Raw genomic sequence first — 19,085 nt, forward strand, 5'->3', positions numbered from 1 at the left:
GCACTGAAGAAAAATAAAGAAAGAGGGCTTCATGAAAAAATTCGCTCTTATAGGTGCGGCTGGCTATATTGCCCCGCGCCACATGCGTGCCATCAAGGATACGGGAAATATCTTAGTCTTGGCCTATGACATAAATGACTCGGTCGGCATCATTGATAGTATTTCCCCGGACAGCATGTTTGTTACTGAATTTGAGCGTTTCTCCGAGTACGCAAACCGTATTAAAAGAAATCCTGAGACGGCGATAGACTATGTAGCCGTATGCTCACCGAACTACTTGCATCACTCTCACATCGTATCTGCTTTACGTCTGGGCTGTGACGTTATATGTGAAAAGCCGTTGGTGCCTACTCCAGAGATTTTAGACGAGTTGGCACTCGTTGAAAAAGAGACCGGCAAGCGAATATACAATATTCTGCAGTTGCGTCACCACCAGGCCATATTGAATCTTAAGGATAAAGTTGCTAGAGAGAAAACTACTGAAAAATACGAAGTCGATCTGACCTATATTACCTCTCGCGGTAATTGGTATATGGAAAGTTGGAAAGGTGACCCCCGTAAATCATTTGGGTTGGCGACCAATATTGGCGTGCACTTCTTTGATATGCTGCATTTCATCTTTGGAAAACTCCAGAAAAACGTCGTCCATTACACATCAGAGCATAAGGCCGCAGGATATCTGGAGTACGAAAAAGCGCGGGTGCGCTGGTTTCTTTCTATTGACGGCAATGACCTTCCCGCAACGGTCAAAGGTACAAAACCTACTTTTAGATCCATAACAGTTAATGGTGATGAGATAGAGTTCTCTGAAGGTTTTACTGACTTACACACCGTAAGCTATCAGGAAATCTTGAATGGTAAAGGTTATGGCATTGAAGATGCTCGTCACTGTGTAGAAACAGTCAATACTATCCGGTCACTTTCTATTACGCCTCCTGACGCTGGCGAAGGTCACGCCTTTCTGAATGCCCTTAATTGAAAATGGCAAAGTGGCTGCTGGCTTAATCAGTAGCCACCCTGGTAAGGCTTTCCAGTCTTGTGAGCGATTTGTATAAAAGTATGAACCAATATTTTAAGCCTGGTGTAGTTGATGAAAATACGAATATCGCTACTCTTGTCGAGAAGCGTAATGATATTGAAGGGTTAAGGGCACTTGCTGTAATAGCAGTTATTCTGTACCACTTCAACAATAAGTTTTTGCCTGGTGGTTTTTTAGGTGTCGATATTTTTTTGGTTATATCCGGATATATTATAACCAAGAGTATTTTACAGGTGCAATCCAGAGGCACTTTTAGTCTATTGCAGTTCTTCATCGCAAGGATCAAGCGAATAGTTCCTGCCTATATTGTAATGTTGTCTCTAGTCGGTATAGCTGCATCTATTCTGTTTGTCCCAAAAGATTACGCGTTTTTTAGCAATAGCTTAACTTCGGCATTGTTTTTTTTCAGTAATGAATACTTTTCAAAGTTTGGTGACTATTTTTCTCCTAGTGTGTATGAGCTTCCTCTCCTGCACACGTGGTCGCTAGCTGTTGAAATGCAGTTTTATCTTATATTCCCACTAGTGTTAATGGTTTTGAGGTTTCGCCACTTAAGAATCTTGTCTTTGCTCATTTTGGCTTCTTTGACAGTATATACGGAATATAAATTAAGAGTTCTTGGTGTTAAGCAAGAGGTATATTTTTCATTGCTTGCGAGAATTCCGGAGTTCTTTATTGGCGTGGGACTTGTCACTTTTACAACAACATTGTCAGTGCGAGTGGCGAATTATCTGGCTGGGTTTGGTTTGGCTGTTCTATTGATATGTTTTTTTCTCATCGATGGTGAGACAAGGCTGCCGGGAAGCGTGGCTCTTATACCCTGTATTGCAGTGGCGATTATTATATATTCCAAGTCAAGCTTGTTAAATAAGCTTCTGTCCTCAAATCTATTGGTCTGGATTGGAGGGCTATCGTACTCTTTATATTTGTGGCATTGGCCGCTACTCGCTTTTATTCGCTACTATACGCAGAGCTATGTGCTAAATCAGAGTGGTTCGTTAACTTTTCTTTTTCTTTTGATTGTTCTCGCTTATATTTCTTTCCGTTTTGTAGAGCTTCCTTTTAGAGTTAAGCAGTTCACGCGTCCGAAGATTTTTTCTGCACTGACTGTAGTCTTACTTACAGTGATGCTATCGTTAGCATTATCTTTAGTCTCCATAAACGGAAAGCTTGTTAAGCGGTTACCCTCTGAGTTTACTCAATACGCGTCTAACGCGAATATCTGTCACGGACACATAGTAGGCGATTGTATCAGGGGTAAGCGCAGTGAAAAAAAACCTCTCCTGCTTTTGGGGGATAGCCACGGGGCACAGTTAAACTACTTTTTCGATGTCGTTGGAAATGCTGACGGGCTAGCCGTACGGGTAATTACCGGCAGTAGCTGTGTGACAATCCCTGGCTTCGACCTTGAAAAGTTACCGGACTGGGCTCAAGTAGAGTGCAAAGCTCAAATCGAGTCGGCAGAAAAGTATATAGAATCGTCAGATGTCTTAATAATTGCTGGGATGTGGCAGTACCAAACACAAAGTCCGAAGTTTATTGAGGCACTCACCCGCTTTTTAAATGAGGATAGGTTGCGCACTAAAAAAGTATTTGTCATAGCGCAAATACCCATGTTTTCAAGTGATTTTGTGCGAGTTAATAGATTTCAGAACTTAGGTTTTTCTGGAAGCCTCGAGCAGACGGATGACTGGAAAAAAGCAAACAAAAAGATTGAAGAGTTAGTGAGCATCTTTCCTCACGTAAAGTACCTGAATTTTTCAGATTATACTTTCTTCACTGACGCCCCTTTTTATAATGGTGTGCTCATGTATTCAGACAGCCATCACCTTAATGAAATAGGCTCACGACTGTATGGTGAGGCTGCTTCCCCAGCGTTTAAAGATCTGTAGATTGTAGATCTTCAAATATCGATGACTAGCTTTAGAATCACGAGATTATTCATATGGACTACTTTGCTCACCCTAGCGCTATAGTGGATGAGGGCGCTGTGATTGGTTCTGGGTCAAGGGTATGGCACTTTGTTCATGTCTGTGCAGGTGCTCAGATTGGCGAAGGGGTGTCGCTTGGGCAGAATGTATTTGTTGGAAGTAAGGCTCTAATAGGCGATCACTGTAAAATACAAAATAACGTCTCCGTCTACGATGATGTAATTCTTGAAGACGGCGTTTTTTGTGGGCCTAGCATGGTGTTTACCAATGTATATAATCCTCGCTCGCTCATTGAGCGAAAGGATCAATATCGCAGTACCTTAGTAAAGAAAGGCGCTACTTTAGGAGCGAACTGCACAGTGGTGTGTGGTGTTACTATCGGAGCCTTCGCTTTTGTAGGGGCGGGCGCCGTGGTTAACCGTGATGTACCAGCGTACGCACTTATGGTCGGTGTGCCCGCCCGCCAAATTGGTTGGATGAGTGAGTTTGGCGAACAGTTGGAACTACCGTTGACCGGAAACGGCAATGTTGTGTGTCTTCATAGCGGTGTAACCTATGTATTGACAGGTAACACTGTCAAAAAAGAGGATGCTTAATATGATTGAATTTATTGATCTGAAAATACAACAAGAAAAACTTAAAGTTGAAATAGATTCAGCGATTCAACGGGTTTTAGCACACGGTCAATATATTTTAGGCCCGGAGGTGAACGAGTTGGAAACTCGCCTCTCGGAGTTTGTTGGAGTTAAATATTGCATTACCTGTGCGAATGGCACAGATGCCCTTCAAATTGCACAGATGGCGCTAGGGATCGGCCCTGGCGACGAAGTCATCACTCCCGGTTTTACTTATATCGCGACCGCGGAAACCATCGCCTTGCTCGGCGCAAAACCGATATATGTTGATGTAGATCCACTCACCTATAATCTTGACGTTTCATTGCTGGAAGCAGCTATTACACCTCGCACCAAAGCGATAATCCCCGTATCTGTTTATGGCCAATGCGCTGATTTTGATGCGATCAACGTAATTGCTGCACGGCATGGTATTCCTGTTATCGAGGATGCCGCGCAGAGTTTTGGCGCCACTTATAAAGGTAATCGCTCTTGTAATCTTACAACTATTGCCTGCACCAGTTTTTTTCCAAGTAAACCGTTGGGCTGCTACGGCGATGGCGGCGCGATTTTTACAAATGACGAAACGTTGGCAACGATAATGCGGCAGATTGCCAGACACGGGCAGGACCGTCGTTATCATCATGTACGGGTGGGCGTTAATAGCCGCCTTGATACGATTCAGGCTGCAATAATTTTACCCAAGCTAGATATATTCGAACAAGAAATCGTTTTGCGTCAAGAAGTGGCTGGTTTTTATCGGAGTTCCTTGGCAGCGGTCGGGATTTCTTCTATTCCGTTTATTCACGCTCATAATACAAGCGTGTACGCTCAATACACTATTAGAAGTGACAATCGTGTAGCCGATCAGGAAAAGCTAAAAAGCTTTGGTATTCCTAGTGCTGTTCATTATCCGATACCGCTGAACAAGCAACCGGCTGTTGCTGATGCCAGTGCGAACTTGCCTGTTGGTGATCGTCTGTCAGAACAAGTTTTAAGTCTTCCCATGCATCCATATTTAACAATTTCCCAAATCAATACTATTGCACATGCACTTGAAAAATAGTAACTCGGATGAGTGAGTTGGGCTCTGAAAATTATTACTTTTAATATACGTTATCTAATTTTTACACCATTAATAGCGCGTTATTTGAAGTTTTATTAAGGCGAAATCATGAAGGTTTTTACAGTTGTTGGAGCGCGTCCCCAATTTATCAAGGCTGCAGTGGTGTCCCGTGCATTCGCTGAGCATACATCAAACATACATGAAATCTTAGTCCATACAGGGCAGCACTATGATGCAAATATGTCTGATGTCTTCTTTGATGAGCTAAATATTCCTCACCCGGACTACAATCTCGGTATAGGCGGCGGCACGCATGGGCAAAATACTGGCCGGATGTTGGAAAAACTTGAAGAGTTGATGTCAAAGGAAAAGCCTGACTGGGTATTGGTGTATGGTGATACTGATAGCACCTTGGCTGGAGCTCTGGCAGCAGCAAAACTACATATTCCTGTTGCTCACGTCGAGGCGGGTCTGCGCTCCTTTAACAGGCGCATGCCGGAAGAAATTAATCGGATTGTAACTGATCATGTATCTACACTTCTTTTCGCACCAACATCCACTGCATTGAGAAACCTGAAAGACGAGGGATTTTCTGATGCTAAGGTCCGAGTTGTCGGTGATGTCATGTGCGACGCTGCTAAATACTATGGTGCACGCGCGAAGATTCCCTCTTGGTTCGCAAATCTTGGGTTTTCCGAGGGCCAGTTTGTTCTTTGTACGATCCATCGAGCGGAAAATACAGACAACCCTGAGAAGCTAGCCAATATTTTTAGAGGGTTGGAAGCATCCGAGTGTAATGTGATTCTCCCTCTACATCCTCGAACGAAGAAGAAGATGGAGGACATGAAACTCACCTTTCCAAGGAATGTTTTTGTAGTTGAACCAGTTGGCTATCTAGAAATGGTCTGGCTCGAGTCTAACTGTGATTTGATATGTACAGACTCGGGTGGAGTTCAAAAGGAAGCGTATTTTCACGGCAAGCGCTGCGTAACGCTTCGAGATGAAACCGAATGGGTAGAGTTGGTGGACGGAGGTTTTAATACTATTGTAGGGGATGATCCTTTAATGATAGAGGAGGCGCTGAAGACGAATACAATATTGAGTTTTGATAGTCCGCTATATGGTGATGGAGAAAGTGCTGCCAAAATGGTTAATATTTTGGTGTCAGGGCGCTATAATTAAGGTTTCAATAGTTGGGAGGGTATTAGATTGACTTCCCTATCTTTTCTAGTATTTTAGAAAATGCCGTTGAAGGTGTCTACAGTGTTACGTGACTTACCTGCAAAATTATTTTCTCCGAAGTTTGGATTCTATGCCTTCTCATTAGTAATATTGGTATCTTATTGTTTTATACCTTTTTTCGTAAATTTATATTATTCCGGGAATGAATACTTTCTTCAGCTCTCGATATTAACCATTTGCGCGGTCACTTTCATGATAATTGGTTTCAAAATGCCAATAATTGATGGTCGGTTTCGCGATGGAGCACTCAGGATTGGGGTTGGTAGCTTTACATTAAACTTTTGTGTGTGGTCGTTTTTTCTAATATTCGCGACATATACTTTTTGGACAGCTACATCGATTCCATTATTCAGTGCGCTGCAAGGTGCCAGCGCTGATACGTTGAGCCAGGAGCGAGGCGATTTTTTCAAAGGGCGGAGTGGTGCGGAAACGGCGTTGCTTTACTTGAGTACAATATTTACTACAGTCCTAATACCCTATAGCATCGTCCTTGCGTATATGAAAAAATCGCCATTTCGACATTTGTTTATTATGTGTGCGTTTTTTTTCTGTATTAGTTTTCTACAGAAATCGTTGTTTTTGAATGTCCTGTTGCCGTTACTTGTATGCTTGGCGATTACAAATAAGCTTTCAATAAAATCTTTGGTTTTTTGTGTTTTAGGTATGATTTGTCTTCTCGTATTTGCGGTTTATCTCACTGTAGATGAATCAACAGCGGTTAGGCGGGTTTTAGATATTACGGTGTACTTTTCATCTGAGTATGTGCCTTCCGACTCTGGGGACTATTTCTTATGGCGGGTAATCGCCGTACCTATTTTTACTGCAAGTGATACTCTTCTGGTTCATACTCAGCAGTTTGGCGATTATCTTATGGGCGCAACCAGCACATTGATTTCGGCAATATTTGGTATGGAGCGGATTAATATCGAACGATATGTTTTTCAGCACCAATTTGGCGGTTGGAATGATATAGCCAATGCAAATGCTGTTTTTGTAACAGATGCCTATGTGAATTTCGGTTGGGCAGGGGTTATATTGTTTTCATTGTTTATTGGTCAGGTTTTCCGTTGGTTTAACATGTCCAAGGATATTGCATTCAAATCATTGTGGCCGGTTTTTGCCCTAACTTTATACTCGGCTTCACTGATTGGTATGCTAATAAGCAACGGCTTCGCTATTATTTTGCTACATGGCTTGATGGTCAGGGTGAAGTATGTTCGATCTTAGCGAAGCGGGCAAGTGTTCTAAGATTTAGACGCTTTAACTAGCGCCTTACGAAAATGTTTGCTTGTTAAGATAGAGTTTTCGCAGAGGTTGGTGATTTCACACTTATAGAAAATGGTTCTAATAAATGAACATGGTTTTTATCGTCCATTACTTTCCTCCTGTGAATAGTTCGGGGGCTAAGCGTATCGAGGCTATTTCTAAGTATCTAGCAACTGAAGGTCATTCCATAACGGTGATAACTACGAAAAAGACGTCGTCAGATGGTGCTTTTACGGAGGTATTACCCGTTGGAGTTAATGTCATCGAGTTGAGTTTTCTTGGGCGAGATGCGAATTCTGCCGAACTCGATGGGACATTTGAGCCCATGTACACCGGTAAGCCTTCCTGGCGTCGTCGGGTCAAGGATTTTGTTTTGAGGGTTCTTGGCCAAATTCCGGATCCGCGTTTGTCCTTTGCGCTATCTTTTGCGAGTCCTTTTTTGTCCAAGCGTGCTGTACGAGCATTGAGTAGCGCCGACGTAGTCGTAGGCTCTGCTCCACCTTGGCCAATGTTGTTGGCTGCAGTGCTTTGCAAAAAGCGTTATAATGTTCCATGTGTATTGGATTATCGGGATCAGTTTAGCGAGTGTCATGAGATGCCTGGCGGCCCTTTTGCCAAGTGGCTGGAGAAACATATTGATCGATGGTTGGTAAGTAAGGCGGATCATATAGTGACTATTTCTGACCCTATGAGCTCTTATTACAAAACAATGACGACTGATGTGACTACCATTATGAATGGCTACGACCATGAAGTTTTGAATTTGGCCAGAACAACTGCGGTTATAAAGGATAGCGAAGTTGTCGTGATTCGTTATATGGGTATCGTTTCGCCTGGGCGTATCCCTCACAATATTTTCAAGGCGCTCGTAAAATTAAAGACTACTGATCCACTGAAATTTAGTCGTTTTCGTTTTGAATTTTATGGCAGCTCGAATCTAATCGGAGTTGCGATCAGGGAAAGCTACCCATCTATTGGAGATGCTTTTTCTTATTTTGACGCTGTTCCGTATTTAACCTCGCTGAGGCTGATAGTGGAGTCCGATTATATGCTGTTTGCAGAGACATCGTCGAAAAAAACGTTAAGTGCGCAGGGTATTCTTACTACAAAGCTTTTTGAGTATATTGGCTCAGGCCGTCCGGTCTTAGCGGATATTTCTTCAGATACACTTGCAGGCTCTTTTTTACAACGAGCTAACGCTGTCAATATTGTAGATGACTCAGAGCATTCTTTTTTCAATACTTTCTGCAGCGACGAATTTTACCAACGTAAAGTAGATGTGATCTCCGAGTTTGCTTATAGTCTTTCTCGACAATCACAAGCATTTCAATATGCCGCGCTAATTAAGAATTTAACAAAGGTTGACAAGGTATGAGTGTTTCTGTGCGTGAATATCAAATGTGTGCTAACTGCATTATGGATACTTCCGATCCTGGCATTCAGTTTGATTTCGGTGGCAAGTGTGACTACTGCCAGAACTTTGAGCACAATATTAAGCCGAACTGGCACACTGACTCTCGTGGGGAGTCAGAGTTGGCCGTAATAGCTGAAAAAATAAAGAAAGAGGGCCGGGGTCGCGACTTTGATTGCATTATTGGCTTGAGCGGTGGCTTGGATAGTTCTTACCTTGCATATATTGCGAAAGAAAAAATGGGTTTACGCCCACTGCTATTTCACGTTGATGCTGGATGGAATACCGACCAAGCTGTCGGGAACATCGAAAAGCTGGTAGATGGCCTTGGTCTCGATCTTTATACCGAGGTCATCAATTGGGAGGAAATGAAAAGCTTGCAAGTTGCGTTCTTGAAAGCCCAGGTTCCTGATCAGGATATTCCACAGGATACGGCGTTTTTTTCCGGTCTTTACAAGTTTGCCAAAGCACATAAAATTAAATATGTTGTCACTGGTGGTAATTACTCTACTGAATGCTGTCGTGAACCAGAGGAGTGGGGGGCATATCCCGGTATCGACAAGACGTTAATTGGTGATATCCATAAAAAGTTCGGTTCAAAAGTTCTTAAAAGTTTTCCGATTGTCGATATTCTTACATACAAAATTTATTATCGCTATGTATTTGGAATGCAAGTTGTCCGTCCTCTGAATCACATACCGTATATCAAGCATGAGGCTGAGGCGACACTGGAGCGGTTGTTCGGTTGGAAAAAATTTCAGCACAAGCATCATGAATCCCGGTTTACCCGTTTTTACGAAGACTACTGGATGCCTCGAAAGTTTGGTTATGAAAAGCGCCGTGCGCACTTTTCTAGCTTGGTCATGACCGGGCAAATGAGCCGTGAGCAGGCGTTGGAAAGGATTTCAAGACCAGAGCTTGACGAGCAGTTTCTTAAGTCTGAGTTCGAGTATGTTGCGCATAAACTGGATTTGACCGTAGAGCAACTTCAAGAAATTTTTGAAGGTAAAAATAAAACGTTCCACGATTATAGGAATAAACGGTTTTTGATTGGAATTGGATCTCGAGTTCTAAGTGCTCTAGGTATTGAGAGAAGACTTTTCAGATGATCAAGATTATTGATTACGGACTGGGCAATATTCAGGCATTTATAAATGTATATAAACGCTTGCACATTCCTATTGAGGTAGCCAGTCATCCTGATGACTTACAAGGCGCTAGCAAGCTTATCCTCCCTGGCGTTGGTGCTTTTGATCATGCAATGGAGCGTTTGAACGCGTCGGGTATGCGCCCAGCATTGGATTCTTTGGTGCAGGAAGAAAAAATTCCTGTCTTGGGAATTTGTGTCGGAATGCAGATCCTCGCCAAATCAAGTGAAGAAGGTGTGCTCCCCGGTCTGGGTTGGGTTGACGGTATAGTTAGGTCGTTCAAGTCGTTCTCGGGACTAAACAATCTTCCACTGCCTCATATGGGGTGGAACGATGTAGAGCCGACGCCAGGCTCTGCCTTATTCAAAGGATTTGAAGAGGATTCACGATTTTACTTCCTTCATTCGTTTCTTTTCGAATGTTCGGATTCCGAAAGTATGGGTGCTACCTCAGAGTATGGTCTGAAGTTTTGCTGTGCGGTTCAAAACGATAACGTCTACGGTGTGCAGTTTCATCCGGAAAAGAGCCATCATTTTGGTGTAGGGCTACTGAAGAACTTCTCGGAGTTATGATATGTTGAGGCCTAGAATCATTCCCTGCTTGCTTATACACGATGGCGGACTTGTTAAGACCGTAAAATTTATGGATCCCAAATACGTTGGTGATCCCATCAACGCTGTAAAAATATTTAATGAAAAAGAGGCTGATGAGCTTATCGTCATTGATATTGATGCTACTGCGAATGGGGCGGAGCCTAATTACAAGCAGATCGCGAATTTAGCAGCAGAGTGCCGTATGCCTTTGTGCTATGGCGGGGGTATCCGTACAGCCGAGCAGGCGAAGCGTATTATTGCGCTCGGTGTTGAGAAGGTCGCGATTAGCTCTGCAGCGCTTGAAACCCCCGAGCTGATTACTCAGATTGCAGAAGAGATCGGTAGCCAAAGTGTCGTTGTCGTTCTTGATCACAAGCAACGTTTACTGAGCAAGACTAACGAGGTCTGGACCCATAACGGCACCCGAAACACCAAGCGAAACGTCTTGGATGTCGCACTTGAAGTAGAGGCACTGGGGGCGGGGGAGATCGTGTTGAATTCGATCGAAAACGATGGCCGGATGAAGGGCTATGATATCGAACTCGCTCGTAAACTACGTGATGTCGTAGGCTTGCCCATCACGATTTTGGGTGGGGCAGGCTCACTGAAGGACATGCATAGTGTGGTACAGGCCTGTGGTGTAGTTGGGGTCGCGGCAGGTAGCTTTTTTGTCTTCAAGGGGGCGTATAGAGCAGTACTTATTAGCTATCCGAGCGCCCAGCATAAAGACGAACTGGTCTATTCAGCATTGCGTATTGACTAGGCAGTCCAAGCTTTGTTTCTAATGCTTTCGGGATAATTTATGTTTAATGGTAAGAAGCTTCTCATATCAGGCGGTACGGGCTCTTTCGGAAACGCGGTTTTAAAGCGTTTTCTGGATACGAATATCGCCGAAATTCGCATATTTAGTCGTGATGAAAAGAAACAAGACGATATGCGCAAATACTATAATAACGTCAAGTTGAAGTTTTATATTGGCGACGTTCGCGACTATCAAAGCGTGCTGAATGCGACACGTGGTGTTGACTATATTTTTCACGCCGCCGCACTCAAGCAAGTCCCTTCTTGCGAATTTCATCCGATGGAAGCCGTCAAGACAAATGTCATTGGTACGGACAATGTACTCGAAGCTGCCATTCAGAATGAGGTCAAACGTGTTGTCTGTTTGAGTACAGACAAAGCCGTTTACCCTATTAATGCGATGGGGATTTCCAAGGCCATGATGGAAAAAGTCATGGTCGCCAAGTCTCGGAATATCGATGAAACCAAGACCGTTATTTGCGGTACGCGTTACGGAAATGTTATGGCGTCGAGGGGGTCGGTCATCCCGCTTTTTATCGATCAAATTCGGGCGGGGAAGGCGCTCTCGATTACTGACCCCAACATGACGCGTTTCATGATGACCTTGGCCGACGCTGTTGATCTAGTTCTCTATGCCTTCGAGAATGGTAACAACGGTGACTTGTTTGTCCAAAAAGCCCCGGCGGCCACTGTTGAGACGTTGGCTCGTGCGCTTACTACAATGATGGGGTTACCGAAACACCCAATTCAGATTATCGGAACCCGCCATGGGGAGAAGCTGTACGAGGCGCTTCTGAGCCGTGAAGAGATGGCATGCGCGGAGGACCGTGGTGCCTACTTTCGCGTACCGCCTGATTTGCGCGATCTGAATTACAGTAAGTTCGTCGAGTTGGGTGAAGAGAAGATCACGTCCACTGAGGACTATAATTCTCATAACACAGAGCGCCTGGATATTGACGGCATGCAAGAGTTGCTCCTGAAGCTGGAATTCATGCGGGCAATCCAACGTGGCGAACCAGTGACGCCTGAGGAGTAAATGATGAAGGTACTGATCACAGGCGCTAATGGTTTTTTGGGCAAAAACCTTTCTGCGCACTTGCGTGAGCGTCAGGACGTAGAGGTTTTACGGTTCTCTCGGGGGGACAGTATTTCCTCGTTGGAGGAACTGCTTTTGCAAGCCGATTTTGTGTTTCACCTTGCAGGCGAGAATCGGCCTCGGAACCCTGAAGATTTCAAAACCGGCAATACGCATCTTACTCAGGCAGTCTGTGACGGTATTATCGCCACCGGTAAAAAACTACCGGTAGTTTACACATCGTCCAGCCAGGCTGAGTTGGATAATCCATACGGGGTGAGCAAGCGTGGGGCAGAGCAGGCACTTTCTGACCTAGCCTCTTTGCACAATGTACCCGTGAATATCTTTCGGTTACCCAATGTATTTGGAAAGTGGGCTCGCCCTAATTACAACTCTGTGGTAGCTACTTTCTGCTATAATATCGCTCGTGACCTGCCGATCCAGATCAACAATCTTGACGCTACTATTACCTTGGTGTATGTCGATGACGTTATTGCTGACTTTATCGCAGTGATGGATAACAAGCTTTCTGGTGACCCGTTTGTAGTAGTTGAACCTTCCTATGCAGTCACTGTTGGAGAGTTGGCGAAGCAATTGACCGCCTTTCGCGACAGTCGTGCAAACCTAGTGAGCGAGACGGTTGGCACGGGTCTGACGAGAGCTCTCTATTCTACTTATATCAGTTACATACCTCCCGAGCGATTTACCTACGAGGTCCCTAAGTACGGCGACCCTCGTGGCGTATTTGTCGAGATGCTCAAGACTCCAAATGCCGGGCAGTTTTCTTATTTTACTGCTCACCCAGGTATTACTCGCGGTGGACACTATCATCACTCTAAAACCGAAAAATTTCTGGTGATTAGGGGCCGTGCCTGTTTTCGCTTTCGCCATATCATATCGGGTGAGTTTTATGAACTCTTCACCGCAGGGGGAAAACCCGAGATTGTGGAAACGGTTCCTGGCTGGACGCACGATGTCACTAACGTCGGTGATGATGAAATGATTGTCATGCTTTGGGCTAACGAGGTTTTTGATCGTAAACGTCCGGATACCTACACAATGCCAGTAGGTACTGAAGCCTAAATGTATTGTCCAGCAGAGATAGTTATGAAAAAATTGAAAGTTGTTACGGTAGTGGGTACTCGTCCTGAGATCATTCGCCTGTCGCGAGTCATTGATTCGCTCGACCGTCATTGTGATCACGTATTGGTTCATACGGGGCAGAACTATGACTATGAACTCAATGAGATTTTTTTCCAAGACTTGGGCATTCGCAAGCCTGACTATTTTCTAAATACAGCAGGCACGAGTGGTGCGGAGACTATTGGTAACGTAATTATTTCCGTAGATCGTGTCCTGGCCGAAGTACAGCCAGAGGCGCTGCTGGTGTTGGGGGACACCAATAGCTGCATGGCGGTTATCCCTGCAAAGCGTCGTAAGATTCCGACGTTCCATATGGAAGCAGGTAATCGATGTTTCGATATGCGTGTGCCGGAAGAAATCAATCGTCGTATCGTTGATCACACCGCTGATATCAATCTTACATACAGTACGATTGCTCGCGACTATTTGTTACGTGAGGGGCTGTCCCCAGACATGGTAATTAAAACCGGCAGCCCGATGTACGAAGTACTCAATCACTATCGTCCGGGTATCGAGTCCTCGGACGTTCTTGAGCGTCTTAGCCTGGAGCAAGGAAAGTTTTTCGTCGTCAGCGCTCACCGCGAGGAAAATATTGACTCGGATAAGAATTTCCTGAAATTGATGGACGTTCTCAATACTGTAGCTGCTCACTACGAACTTCCTGTTATCGTATCGACACACCCGCGTACGCAAAAGCGTGTCGATGCAATGGGAGTGATTTTCCACAAAAACGTGCAGCTTCTGAAACCATTGGGTTTCAAGGATTACAATAAGCTTCAGTTGACTGCAAAGGTCGTACTGTCCGATAGCGGTACTATCAACGAAGAGTCGTCAATCTTGAATTTTCCTGCACTCAACATCCGTGAAGCTCATGAACGGCCAGAGGGGATGGAGGAAGCTGCGGTGATGATGGTCGGACTTGAGGTAAATCGAGTAATTCAGGGACTGAATGTGCTTGAGAGCCAAGGGCGGGCAGATATTCGTACATTACGTTTGGTCGCTGATTACAGTATGCCTAATGTGTCGGAGAAAATTGCCAGAATTATTCATAGCTATACCGATTATGTAAATCGCATCGTCTGGAAGCGCTACTGAGTGAGTTTCAAAATGCCTGTTGCTAAGTTAAATATTCTGGTGGTTACGCAATATTTCTGGCCCGAAAACATGCGTATCAACGATCTCGTCCGTAATTTGTCTGAGAAAGGACACAGGGTTACGGTCTTGACTGGGTTACCTAACTATCCGGAGGGCAGTGTCTACGATAGTTATCGCGCTGACCCTGGTAGTTTTGGAGAGTATGCAGGGGCACGAATTGTCAGGGTGCAGTTGATACCTCGTGGTAAGCATAGTATTAGCTTGATGCTTAATTATCTTTCTTTTTTTACCGTGGCTTCTATCGTTGGGCCGTGGAAGTTACGTGGCGAAAAGTTTGATTCTGTTTTCGTCTATGGTGTTTCGCCAATTATGTCGGCGATACCTGGGTTGATATTGGGTTGGCTTAAAAAAGCACCTGTTTCTATCTGGATCCTCGATTTGTGGCCTGAATCCCTTAGAGCCGTAGGGGTTGTACGTAACCCTGCACTGCTTAATATTGTTGGACGGGTGGTATCTTCAATTTACAATCGTGCAGACTATTTATTACTTCAAACTCACAGTTTCTTTGAAAGCGTTAAAATGTACTGTACGAGGGAGATTGAGTCCGAGCGGCTGGTTTATTTTCCAAGCTGGGCAGAGGATGATTTTTCCAGTTCTATAGTGCCAGCTTCAACATTGCTTGAGCGGGACGACTCGGTCTTCACGGTTGTTTTTGCAGGTAATGTGGGAGATGCGCAGGATTTTCCTGCGGTCATCGAGGCAGCCCAAGCATTGATCAGTAAAACTGCCGTACGCTGGGTGATTGTCGGGACTGGTCGTATGAGTGATTGGCTAACTGATGAGGTACGTACCTGCAAGCTCGACAATATTTTGCTGCTGGGGCGTCATCCGCTGGAGGAAATGCCTGGGGTGTTTGCATGCGCTGATGCTTTGCTCGTGTCGTTGAAGACAAACGATGTGTTCGAGAAAACCATTCCGGGTAAGGTGCAGGCGTATCTTGCCTCGGGTAAGCCTATTCTGGGTATGATCGATGGAGAGGCGGCGCACGTGATCAACGAATCAGGTGCGGGGTTATCATGCCCCTCAGGCGATGCTGAGGGACTTGCTGGAATCACCCTTCAACTGGCGTTGCTGGATGCTGATCAGCGGCTGAGAATGGGCGAATCAGGACGTGAATATTATTTGAAAAACTATTCAAAATCTAAATTGTTGGCTCGTCTCGAGATTCATTTTCACGAAGCTACGTTACGGAATAAGCGTTAGTAATAGCGTCATCTGCGCTTACCAGTGAGCCGATAGATATGCCGGCGCAAGGGAGCGAGGTATTGAAATCGTAGCGTTGCGATATATGGAACATAAAATACAATGATTTACTGCTGGCTGATTCTCATCGTTGCTTTTTTGTCTTTTGTACTTACTGCAACTCTGCGACGTTATGCACTTGCGCGTAGTATTATTGATATTCCCAATTCTCGCAGCTCTCATTCGGTGCCAACCCCGCGCGGCGGGGGCGTTGCAATCGTTATCGCCTTTCTTCTGGCGTTGCCAATGTTGGGATGGGCCCAGTTCGTGCCCTTCGAGGTGTTGATTGCTTCAGGGGGCGCCGGTGCCTTGATAGCGGTCATTGGCTTTATGGATGACCATGGTCATATTGCCGCGCGCTGGCGTCTGCTAGGACACTTTGCAGCAGCCAGTTGGGCGTTGTTCTGGTTGGGAGGACTGCCGGAGATAAGTCTGTTTGGCACTCTTGTCGATCTCGGTTTTGGAGGGAAAATCCTTGCCGCTTTTTATCTAGTCTGGATGCTTAATCTTTATAATTTTATGGACGGCATCGATGGTATTGCCAGTGTTGAAGCCATCGGCGCATGCCTTGGCGCTTGTCTGCTCTACTGGTTGAGTGGTTTTGAAGAGCTGGTCTGGCTCCCGCTGTCGCTAGTTGCGGCTGTGACCGGCTTTCTCTTCTGGAATTTCCCACCTGCGCGCATTTTCATGGGTGATGCTGGCAGTGGTTTCCTAGGAATTGTTCTTGGTGTCATCTCCATTCAAGCGGCTTGGGTTTCTTCACAGCTTTTCTGGGCGTGGTTGATTCTACTGGGTGTCTTTATTGTTGATGCGACTTTCACCCTGGTCCGCAGATTGGTTCGAGGCGACAAGGTGTATGAGGCGCACCGCAGTCACGGCTATCAATTCGCCGCCCGCCTGTTCGGCAAACATCTCGTCGTGACCCTGGCTGTAGGTGCGATCAACTTGTTCTGGCTGCTTCCGGTTGCGTTGTGCGTTGTCTTGTTTGGTCTGGACGGTGCATCTGCGCTTGTGGTCGCTTATCTACCGTTGATAGCCCTGGCGCTCAAGTTCCATGCCGGTGAGCTGGAACGCGACGCGGCGGCTAGTATTGACAGGACTTGATAATTTTGTAAGCCAGAGTGTGTCGAGAAACGTAGAATGAGTGCGCAGTAATAAATTATGGGAGGGGTCAGAGATGGACGAAGGGGTTATGGATAGGTTACGGGCATTCTTGGTGGCGTTGCCACGTCGGCAGAAACGACTGATTCAGGTAGCTACTGACATTGCAGTTGTTTGGGGTGCTTTGTGGCTCGCATTTGTCGTGCGTTTGGGTATCGATGAAGTGCTCAACCCCTTCCTTGACCATTTATGGTTATTTCTGGCTGCGCCTGTGGTGGCGATACCTTTGTTTATACGGTTCGGTATGTACCGTGCGGTGATGCGTTATTTCGGTAACGACGCACTTATCGCAATCATCAAAGCTGTCAGCTTGTCGTCCTTGATCCTCGGTGTTGTCGTTTACTGGTATAGCAACCATCAGAGCGTAGTTCCTCGCTCAATTATCTTTAACTACTGGTGGCTGAGCCTGATTATGGTAGGTGGCCTTCGCTTGACTATGCGTCAGTACTTTCTCGGCGACTGGTTTTCTGCTTCACAACACGTGCCGTTCGCCAGTCGCGAGAACGGTTTGCCCCGTGTCGCAATCTACGGAGCTGGAGCAGCAGGTAATCAACTCGTTGCGGCTCTGCGAATGGGACGCGTGATGCGCCCGGTCGCGTTTATCGACGACGACACAAGTATTTCCGATCGTGTGATCTCTGGTTTGCAGGTTTATAAACCCAAACATATACAGCGCATGATCGATGTCACTGGAGCCCAGGAAATTCTCTTGGCTATTCCGTCTTCCAATCGAGGTCGGCGTCGTGAAATCCTCGGTTTTCTCGAAGGCTTCCCGCTACACGTCCGTAGCGTGCCTGGCTTCATGGATTTGGCTAGTGGTCGTGTGAAAGTCGATGATATCCAAGAAGTCGATATCGCGGACCTGCTGGGTCGCGATACTGTTCCGGCACAAGGCGAACTACTAGAGCATTGCATCAAGGGGCAAAGCGTCTTAGTTACAGGCGCTGGAGGGTCCATCGGTTCTGAACTCTGTCGGCAGATACTGTCCTTGTGTCCAACGACGTTGTTGTTGTTCGAGCATAGTGAATTCAATCTTTACAATATCCTGTCGGAACTGGAACAGCGCATAACGCGGGAGTCATTGCCTGTTAAGATTTTACCGATCCTTGGCTCTGTACGCAATCAATCCAAACTGTTGGACGTGATGAAAACCTGGCACGTCGACACGGTTTATCATGCAGCTGCTTATAAGCATGTACCCATGGTCGAACACAACATTGCTGAAGGCGTATTGAATAACGTAATCGGGACGTTGAACACTGCGCAGTCTGCTCTCGAGGCTGGTGTTAGCAATTTCGTTCTGATTTCAACCGATAAGGCAGTCCGCCCGACCAATGTCATGGGCAGTACCAAGCGTTTGGCTGAGATGACATTACAGGCGCTCAGCCGTGAGTTGGCGCCGGTGTTGTTTGGTGATAACTTCAATATTTCGCGTTTGAATAAAACCCGATTCACTATGGTGCGCTTCGGTAATGTGCTGGGTTCTTCAGGTTCTGTGATTCCTCTATTCCACAAGCAGATCAAGTCGGGTGGGCCTTTGACGGTCACACATCCGAAGATCACTCGCTATTTCATGACTATTCCCGAAGCGGCTCAACTGGTGATTCAGGCTGGTTCAATGGGCCAAGGTGGGGATGTTTTTGTGCTGGATATGGGCGAACCGGTAAAAATTGTCGATTTGGCGGAGAAGATGGTTCACCTGTCCGGCTTAAGTATTCGTTCCGACAATAATCCCCATGGGGACATTGCTATCGAGTTCTCCGGTTTGCGTCCAGGTGAAAAGCTTTACGAGGAGTTACTGATTGGCGACAACGTTGTAGCAACTCAACACCCGATGATTATGAGCGCAAATGAGGATTATCTGGTCTGGGATGTGTTGAAGACCAAGTTGACTGGGCTGCTTGCCGCCGTGGATGCTGATGACTATGCTCTCGTCCGTCAATTGATGCGCGAGACCGTCAGTGGTTATGCGCCAGACGGTGAAATTGTTGACTGGATTTACCAGCAGCGTCGCTTAGAACCTTGATTTTCCGCTAGTTAACCTGTGACTTTTGCCACGCCGACGTCAATAATGGTGCCATTTTTTCGATAAGTTACAGGCGGTTCTGTCTATTTGCGCATACCTTGTGTTAGCGATCAGAAGCTGTTGACAGGATACTGATACAAGTAATAAAACGTAGGCTAAAAAGCGACTTTAT

At 45.7% G+C, this 19,085-nt stretch carries 16 protein-coding genes; all 16 read left to right on the forward strand.

From position 1 onward, the window contains the following. Positions 1–31: 31 nt before the first annotated feature. Positions 32–979, forward strand: a complete 948-nt coding sequence (locus AAEZ06_RS04740) for a Gfo/Idh/MocA family protein (protein ID WP_350613023.1) — start codon at positions 32–34, stop codon at positions 977–979. 59 nt (positions 980–1,038) lie between these two features. Further along, a complete protein-coding gene (locus AAEZ06_RS04745; protein ID WP_350613025.1) occupies positions 1,039–2,931 on the forward strand; it encodes an acyltransferase family protein in 1,893 nt (630 codons plus the stop codon). 53 nt (positions 2,932–2,984) lie between these two features. Further along, a complete protein-coding gene (locus tag AAEZ06_RS04750) occupies positions 2,985–3,566 on the forward strand; it encodes an acyltransferase (protein WP_350613027.1) in 582 nt (193 codons plus the stop codon). A gap of 1 nt (position 3,567) precedes the next feature. Beyond that, positions 3,568–4,650, forward strand: coding sequence for a DegT/DnrJ/EryC1/StrS family aminotransferase (locus AAEZ06_RS04755; protein ID WP_350613029.1), 1,083 nt, complete (start codon positions 3,568–3,570; stop codon positions 4,648–4,650). Between the two features lie 108 nt (positions 4,651–4,758). Continuing rightward, positions 4,759–5,832 carry a non-hydrolyzing UDP-N-acetylglucosamine 2-epimerase gene (gene wecB, locus AAEZ06_RS04760; protein ID WP_350613031.1) on the forward strand — a complete coding sequence of 358 codons (1,074 nt, stop codon included), beginning with the start codon at positions 4,759–4,761 and terminating at the stop codon, positions 5,830–5,832. A gap of 81 nt (positions 5,833–5,913) precedes the next feature. After that, positions 5,914–7,119: a hypothetical protein gene (locus tag AAEZ06_RS04765; protein ID WP_350613033.1), complete on the forward strand. Its 1,206-nt coding sequence runs from the start codon at positions 5,914–5,916 to the stop codon at positions 7,117–7,119. A gap of 124 nt (positions 7,120–7,243) precedes the next feature. Continuing rightward, complete coding sequence (locus tag AAEZ06_RS04770) at positions 7,244–8,533, forward strand: glycosyltransferase (RefSeq protein ID WP_350613035.1); 1,290 nt, start codon at positions 7,244–7,246, stop codon at positions 8,531–8,533. Continuing rightward, the gene (locus AAEZ06_RS04775) at positions 8,530–9,678 is read left to right on the forward strand and encodes an N-acetyl sugar amidotransferase (RefSeq protein ID WP_350613037.1); all 1,149 of its coding nucleotides are present in this window, start codon (positions 8,530–8,532) and stop codon (positions 9,676–9,678) included. Before AAEZ06_RS04770 ends, AAEZ06_RS04775 begins: the two co-directional genes overlap by 4 nt. Next, on the forward strand, positions 9,675–10,289 hold the full coding sequence (hisH, locus tag AAEZ06_RS04780; RefSeq protein ID WP_350613039.1) for an imidazole glycerol phosphate synthase subunit HisH: 615 nt from the start codon (positions 9,675–9,677) through the stop codon (positions 10,287–10,289). Before AAEZ06_RS04775 ends, hisH begins: the two co-directional genes overlap by 4 nt. Before the next feature lies 1 nt (position 10,290). After that, on the forward strand, positions 10,291–11,073 hold the full coding sequence (locus AAEZ06_RS04785) for an AglZ/HisF2 family acetamidino modification protein (RefSeq protein ID WP_350613041.1): 783 nt from the start codon (positions 10,291–10,293) through the stop codon (positions 11,071–11,073). A gap of 39 nt (positions 11,074–11,112) precedes the next feature. Next, positions 11,113–12,147: a polysaccharide biosynthesis protein gene (locus AAEZ06_RS04790; RefSeq protein WP_350613043.1), complete on the forward strand. Its 1,035-nt coding sequence runs from the start codon at positions 11,113–11,115 to the stop codon at positions 12,145–12,147. Positions 12,148–12,150: 3 nt separating this feature from the next. Continuing rightward, on the forward strand, positions 12,151–13,269 hold the full coding sequence (gene wbjC / locus AAEZ06_RS04795; RefSeq protein ID WP_350613045.1) for a UDP-2-acetamido-2,6-beta-L-arabino-hexul-4-ose reductase: 1,119 nt from the start codon (positions 12,151–12,153) through the stop codon (positions 13,267–13,269). Positions 13,270–13,293: 24 nt separating this feature from the next. Continuing rightward, positions 13,294–14,424, forward strand: a complete 1,131-nt coding sequence (gene wecB / locus AAEZ06_RS04800) for a non-hydrolyzing UDP-N-acetylglucosamine 2-epimerase (protein ID WP_350613047.1) — start codon at positions 13,294–13,296, stop codon at positions 14,422–14,424. A 12-nt stretch (positions 14,425–14,436) separates the two neighbouring features. Further along, positions 14,437–15,687 carry a glycosyltransferase family 4 protein gene (locus tag AAEZ06_RS04805; RefSeq protein WP_350613433.1) on the forward strand — a complete coding sequence of 417 codons (1,251 nt, stop codon included), beginning with the start codon at positions 14,437–14,439 and terminating at the stop codon, positions 15,685–15,687. Between the two features lie 102 nt (positions 15,688–15,789). Beyond that, the gene (locus tag AAEZ06_RS04810; protein WP_350613049.1) at positions 15,790–16,830 is read left to right on the forward strand and encodes an MraY family glycosyltransferase; all 1,041 of its coding nucleotides are present in this window, start codon (positions 15,790–15,792) and stop codon (positions 16,828–16,830) included. Positions 16,831–16,903: 73 nt separating this feature from the next. Beyond that, positions 16,904–18,913 (forward strand): polysaccharide biosynthesis protein, encoded by a 2,010-nt coding sequence (locus tag AAEZ06_RS04815; protein ID WP_350613051.1) that lies wholly within the window; start codon positions 16,904–16,906, stop codon positions 18,911–18,913. Positions 18,914–19,085 lie beyond the last annotated feature (172 nt).

Source organism: Pseudomonas sp. HY7a-MNA-CIBAN-0227 (assembly GCF_040310325.1).
Taxonomy (GTDB): Bacteria; Pseudomonadota; Gammaproteobacteria; order Pseudomonadales; family Pseudomonadaceae; genus Aquipseudomonas.

Coding starts and splice junctions, on each gene's coding strand:
- AAEZ06_RS04805 (WP_350613433.1), top strand. CDS start 14,437: ATGCCTGTTGCTAAGTTAAATATTCTGGTGGTTACGCAATATTTCTGG.
- AAEZ06_RS04815 (WP_350613051.1), top strand. CDS start 16,904: ATGGACGAAGGGGTTATGGATAGGTTACGGGCATTCTTGGTGGCGTTG.
- AAEZ06_RS04755 (WP_350613029.1), top strand. CDS start 3,568: ATGATTGAATTTATTGATCTGAAAATACAACAAGAAAAACTTAAAGTT.
- AAEZ06_RS04785 (WP_350613041.1), top strand. CDS start 10,291: ATGTTGAGGCCTAGAATCATTCCCTGCTTGCTTATACACGATGGCGGA.
- hisH (WP_350613039.1), top strand. CDS start 9,675: ATGATCAAGATTATTGATTACGGACTGGGCAATATTCAGGCATTTATA.
- AAEZ06_RS04810 (WP_350613049.1), top strand. CDS start 15,790: ATGATTTACTGCTGGCTGATTCTCATCGTTGCTTTTTTGTCTTTTGTA.
- wbjC (WP_350613045.1), top strand. CDS start 12,151: ATGAAGGTACTGATCACAGGCGCTAATGGTTTTTTGGGCAAAAACCTT.
- wecB (WP_350613047.1), top strand. CDS start 13,294: ATGAAAAAATTGAAAGTTGTTACGGTAGTGGGTACTCGTCCTGAGATC.
- wecB (WP_350613031.1), top strand. CDS start 4,759: ATGAAGGTTTTTACAGTTGTTGGAGCGCGTCCCCAATTTATCAAGGCT.
- AAEZ06_RS04790 (WP_350613043.1), top strand. CDS start 11,113: ATGTTTAATGGTAAGAAGCTTCTCATATCAGGCGGTACGGGCTCTTTC.
- AAEZ06_RS04740 (WP_350613023.1), top strand. CDS start 32: ATGAAAAAATTCGCTCTTATAGGTGCGGCTGGCTATATTGCCCCGCGC.
- AAEZ06_RS04775 (WP_350613037.1), top strand. CDS start 8,530: ATGAGTGTTTCTGTGCGTGAATATCAAATGTGTGCTAACTGCATTATG.
- AAEZ06_RS04750 (WP_350613027.1), top strand. CDS start 2,985: ATGGACTACTTTGCTCACCCTAGCGCTATAGTGGATGAGGGCGCTGTG.
- AAEZ06_RS04770 (WP_350613035.1), top strand. CDS start 7,244: ATGAACATGGTTTTTATCGTCCATTACTTTCCTCCTGTGAATAGTTCG.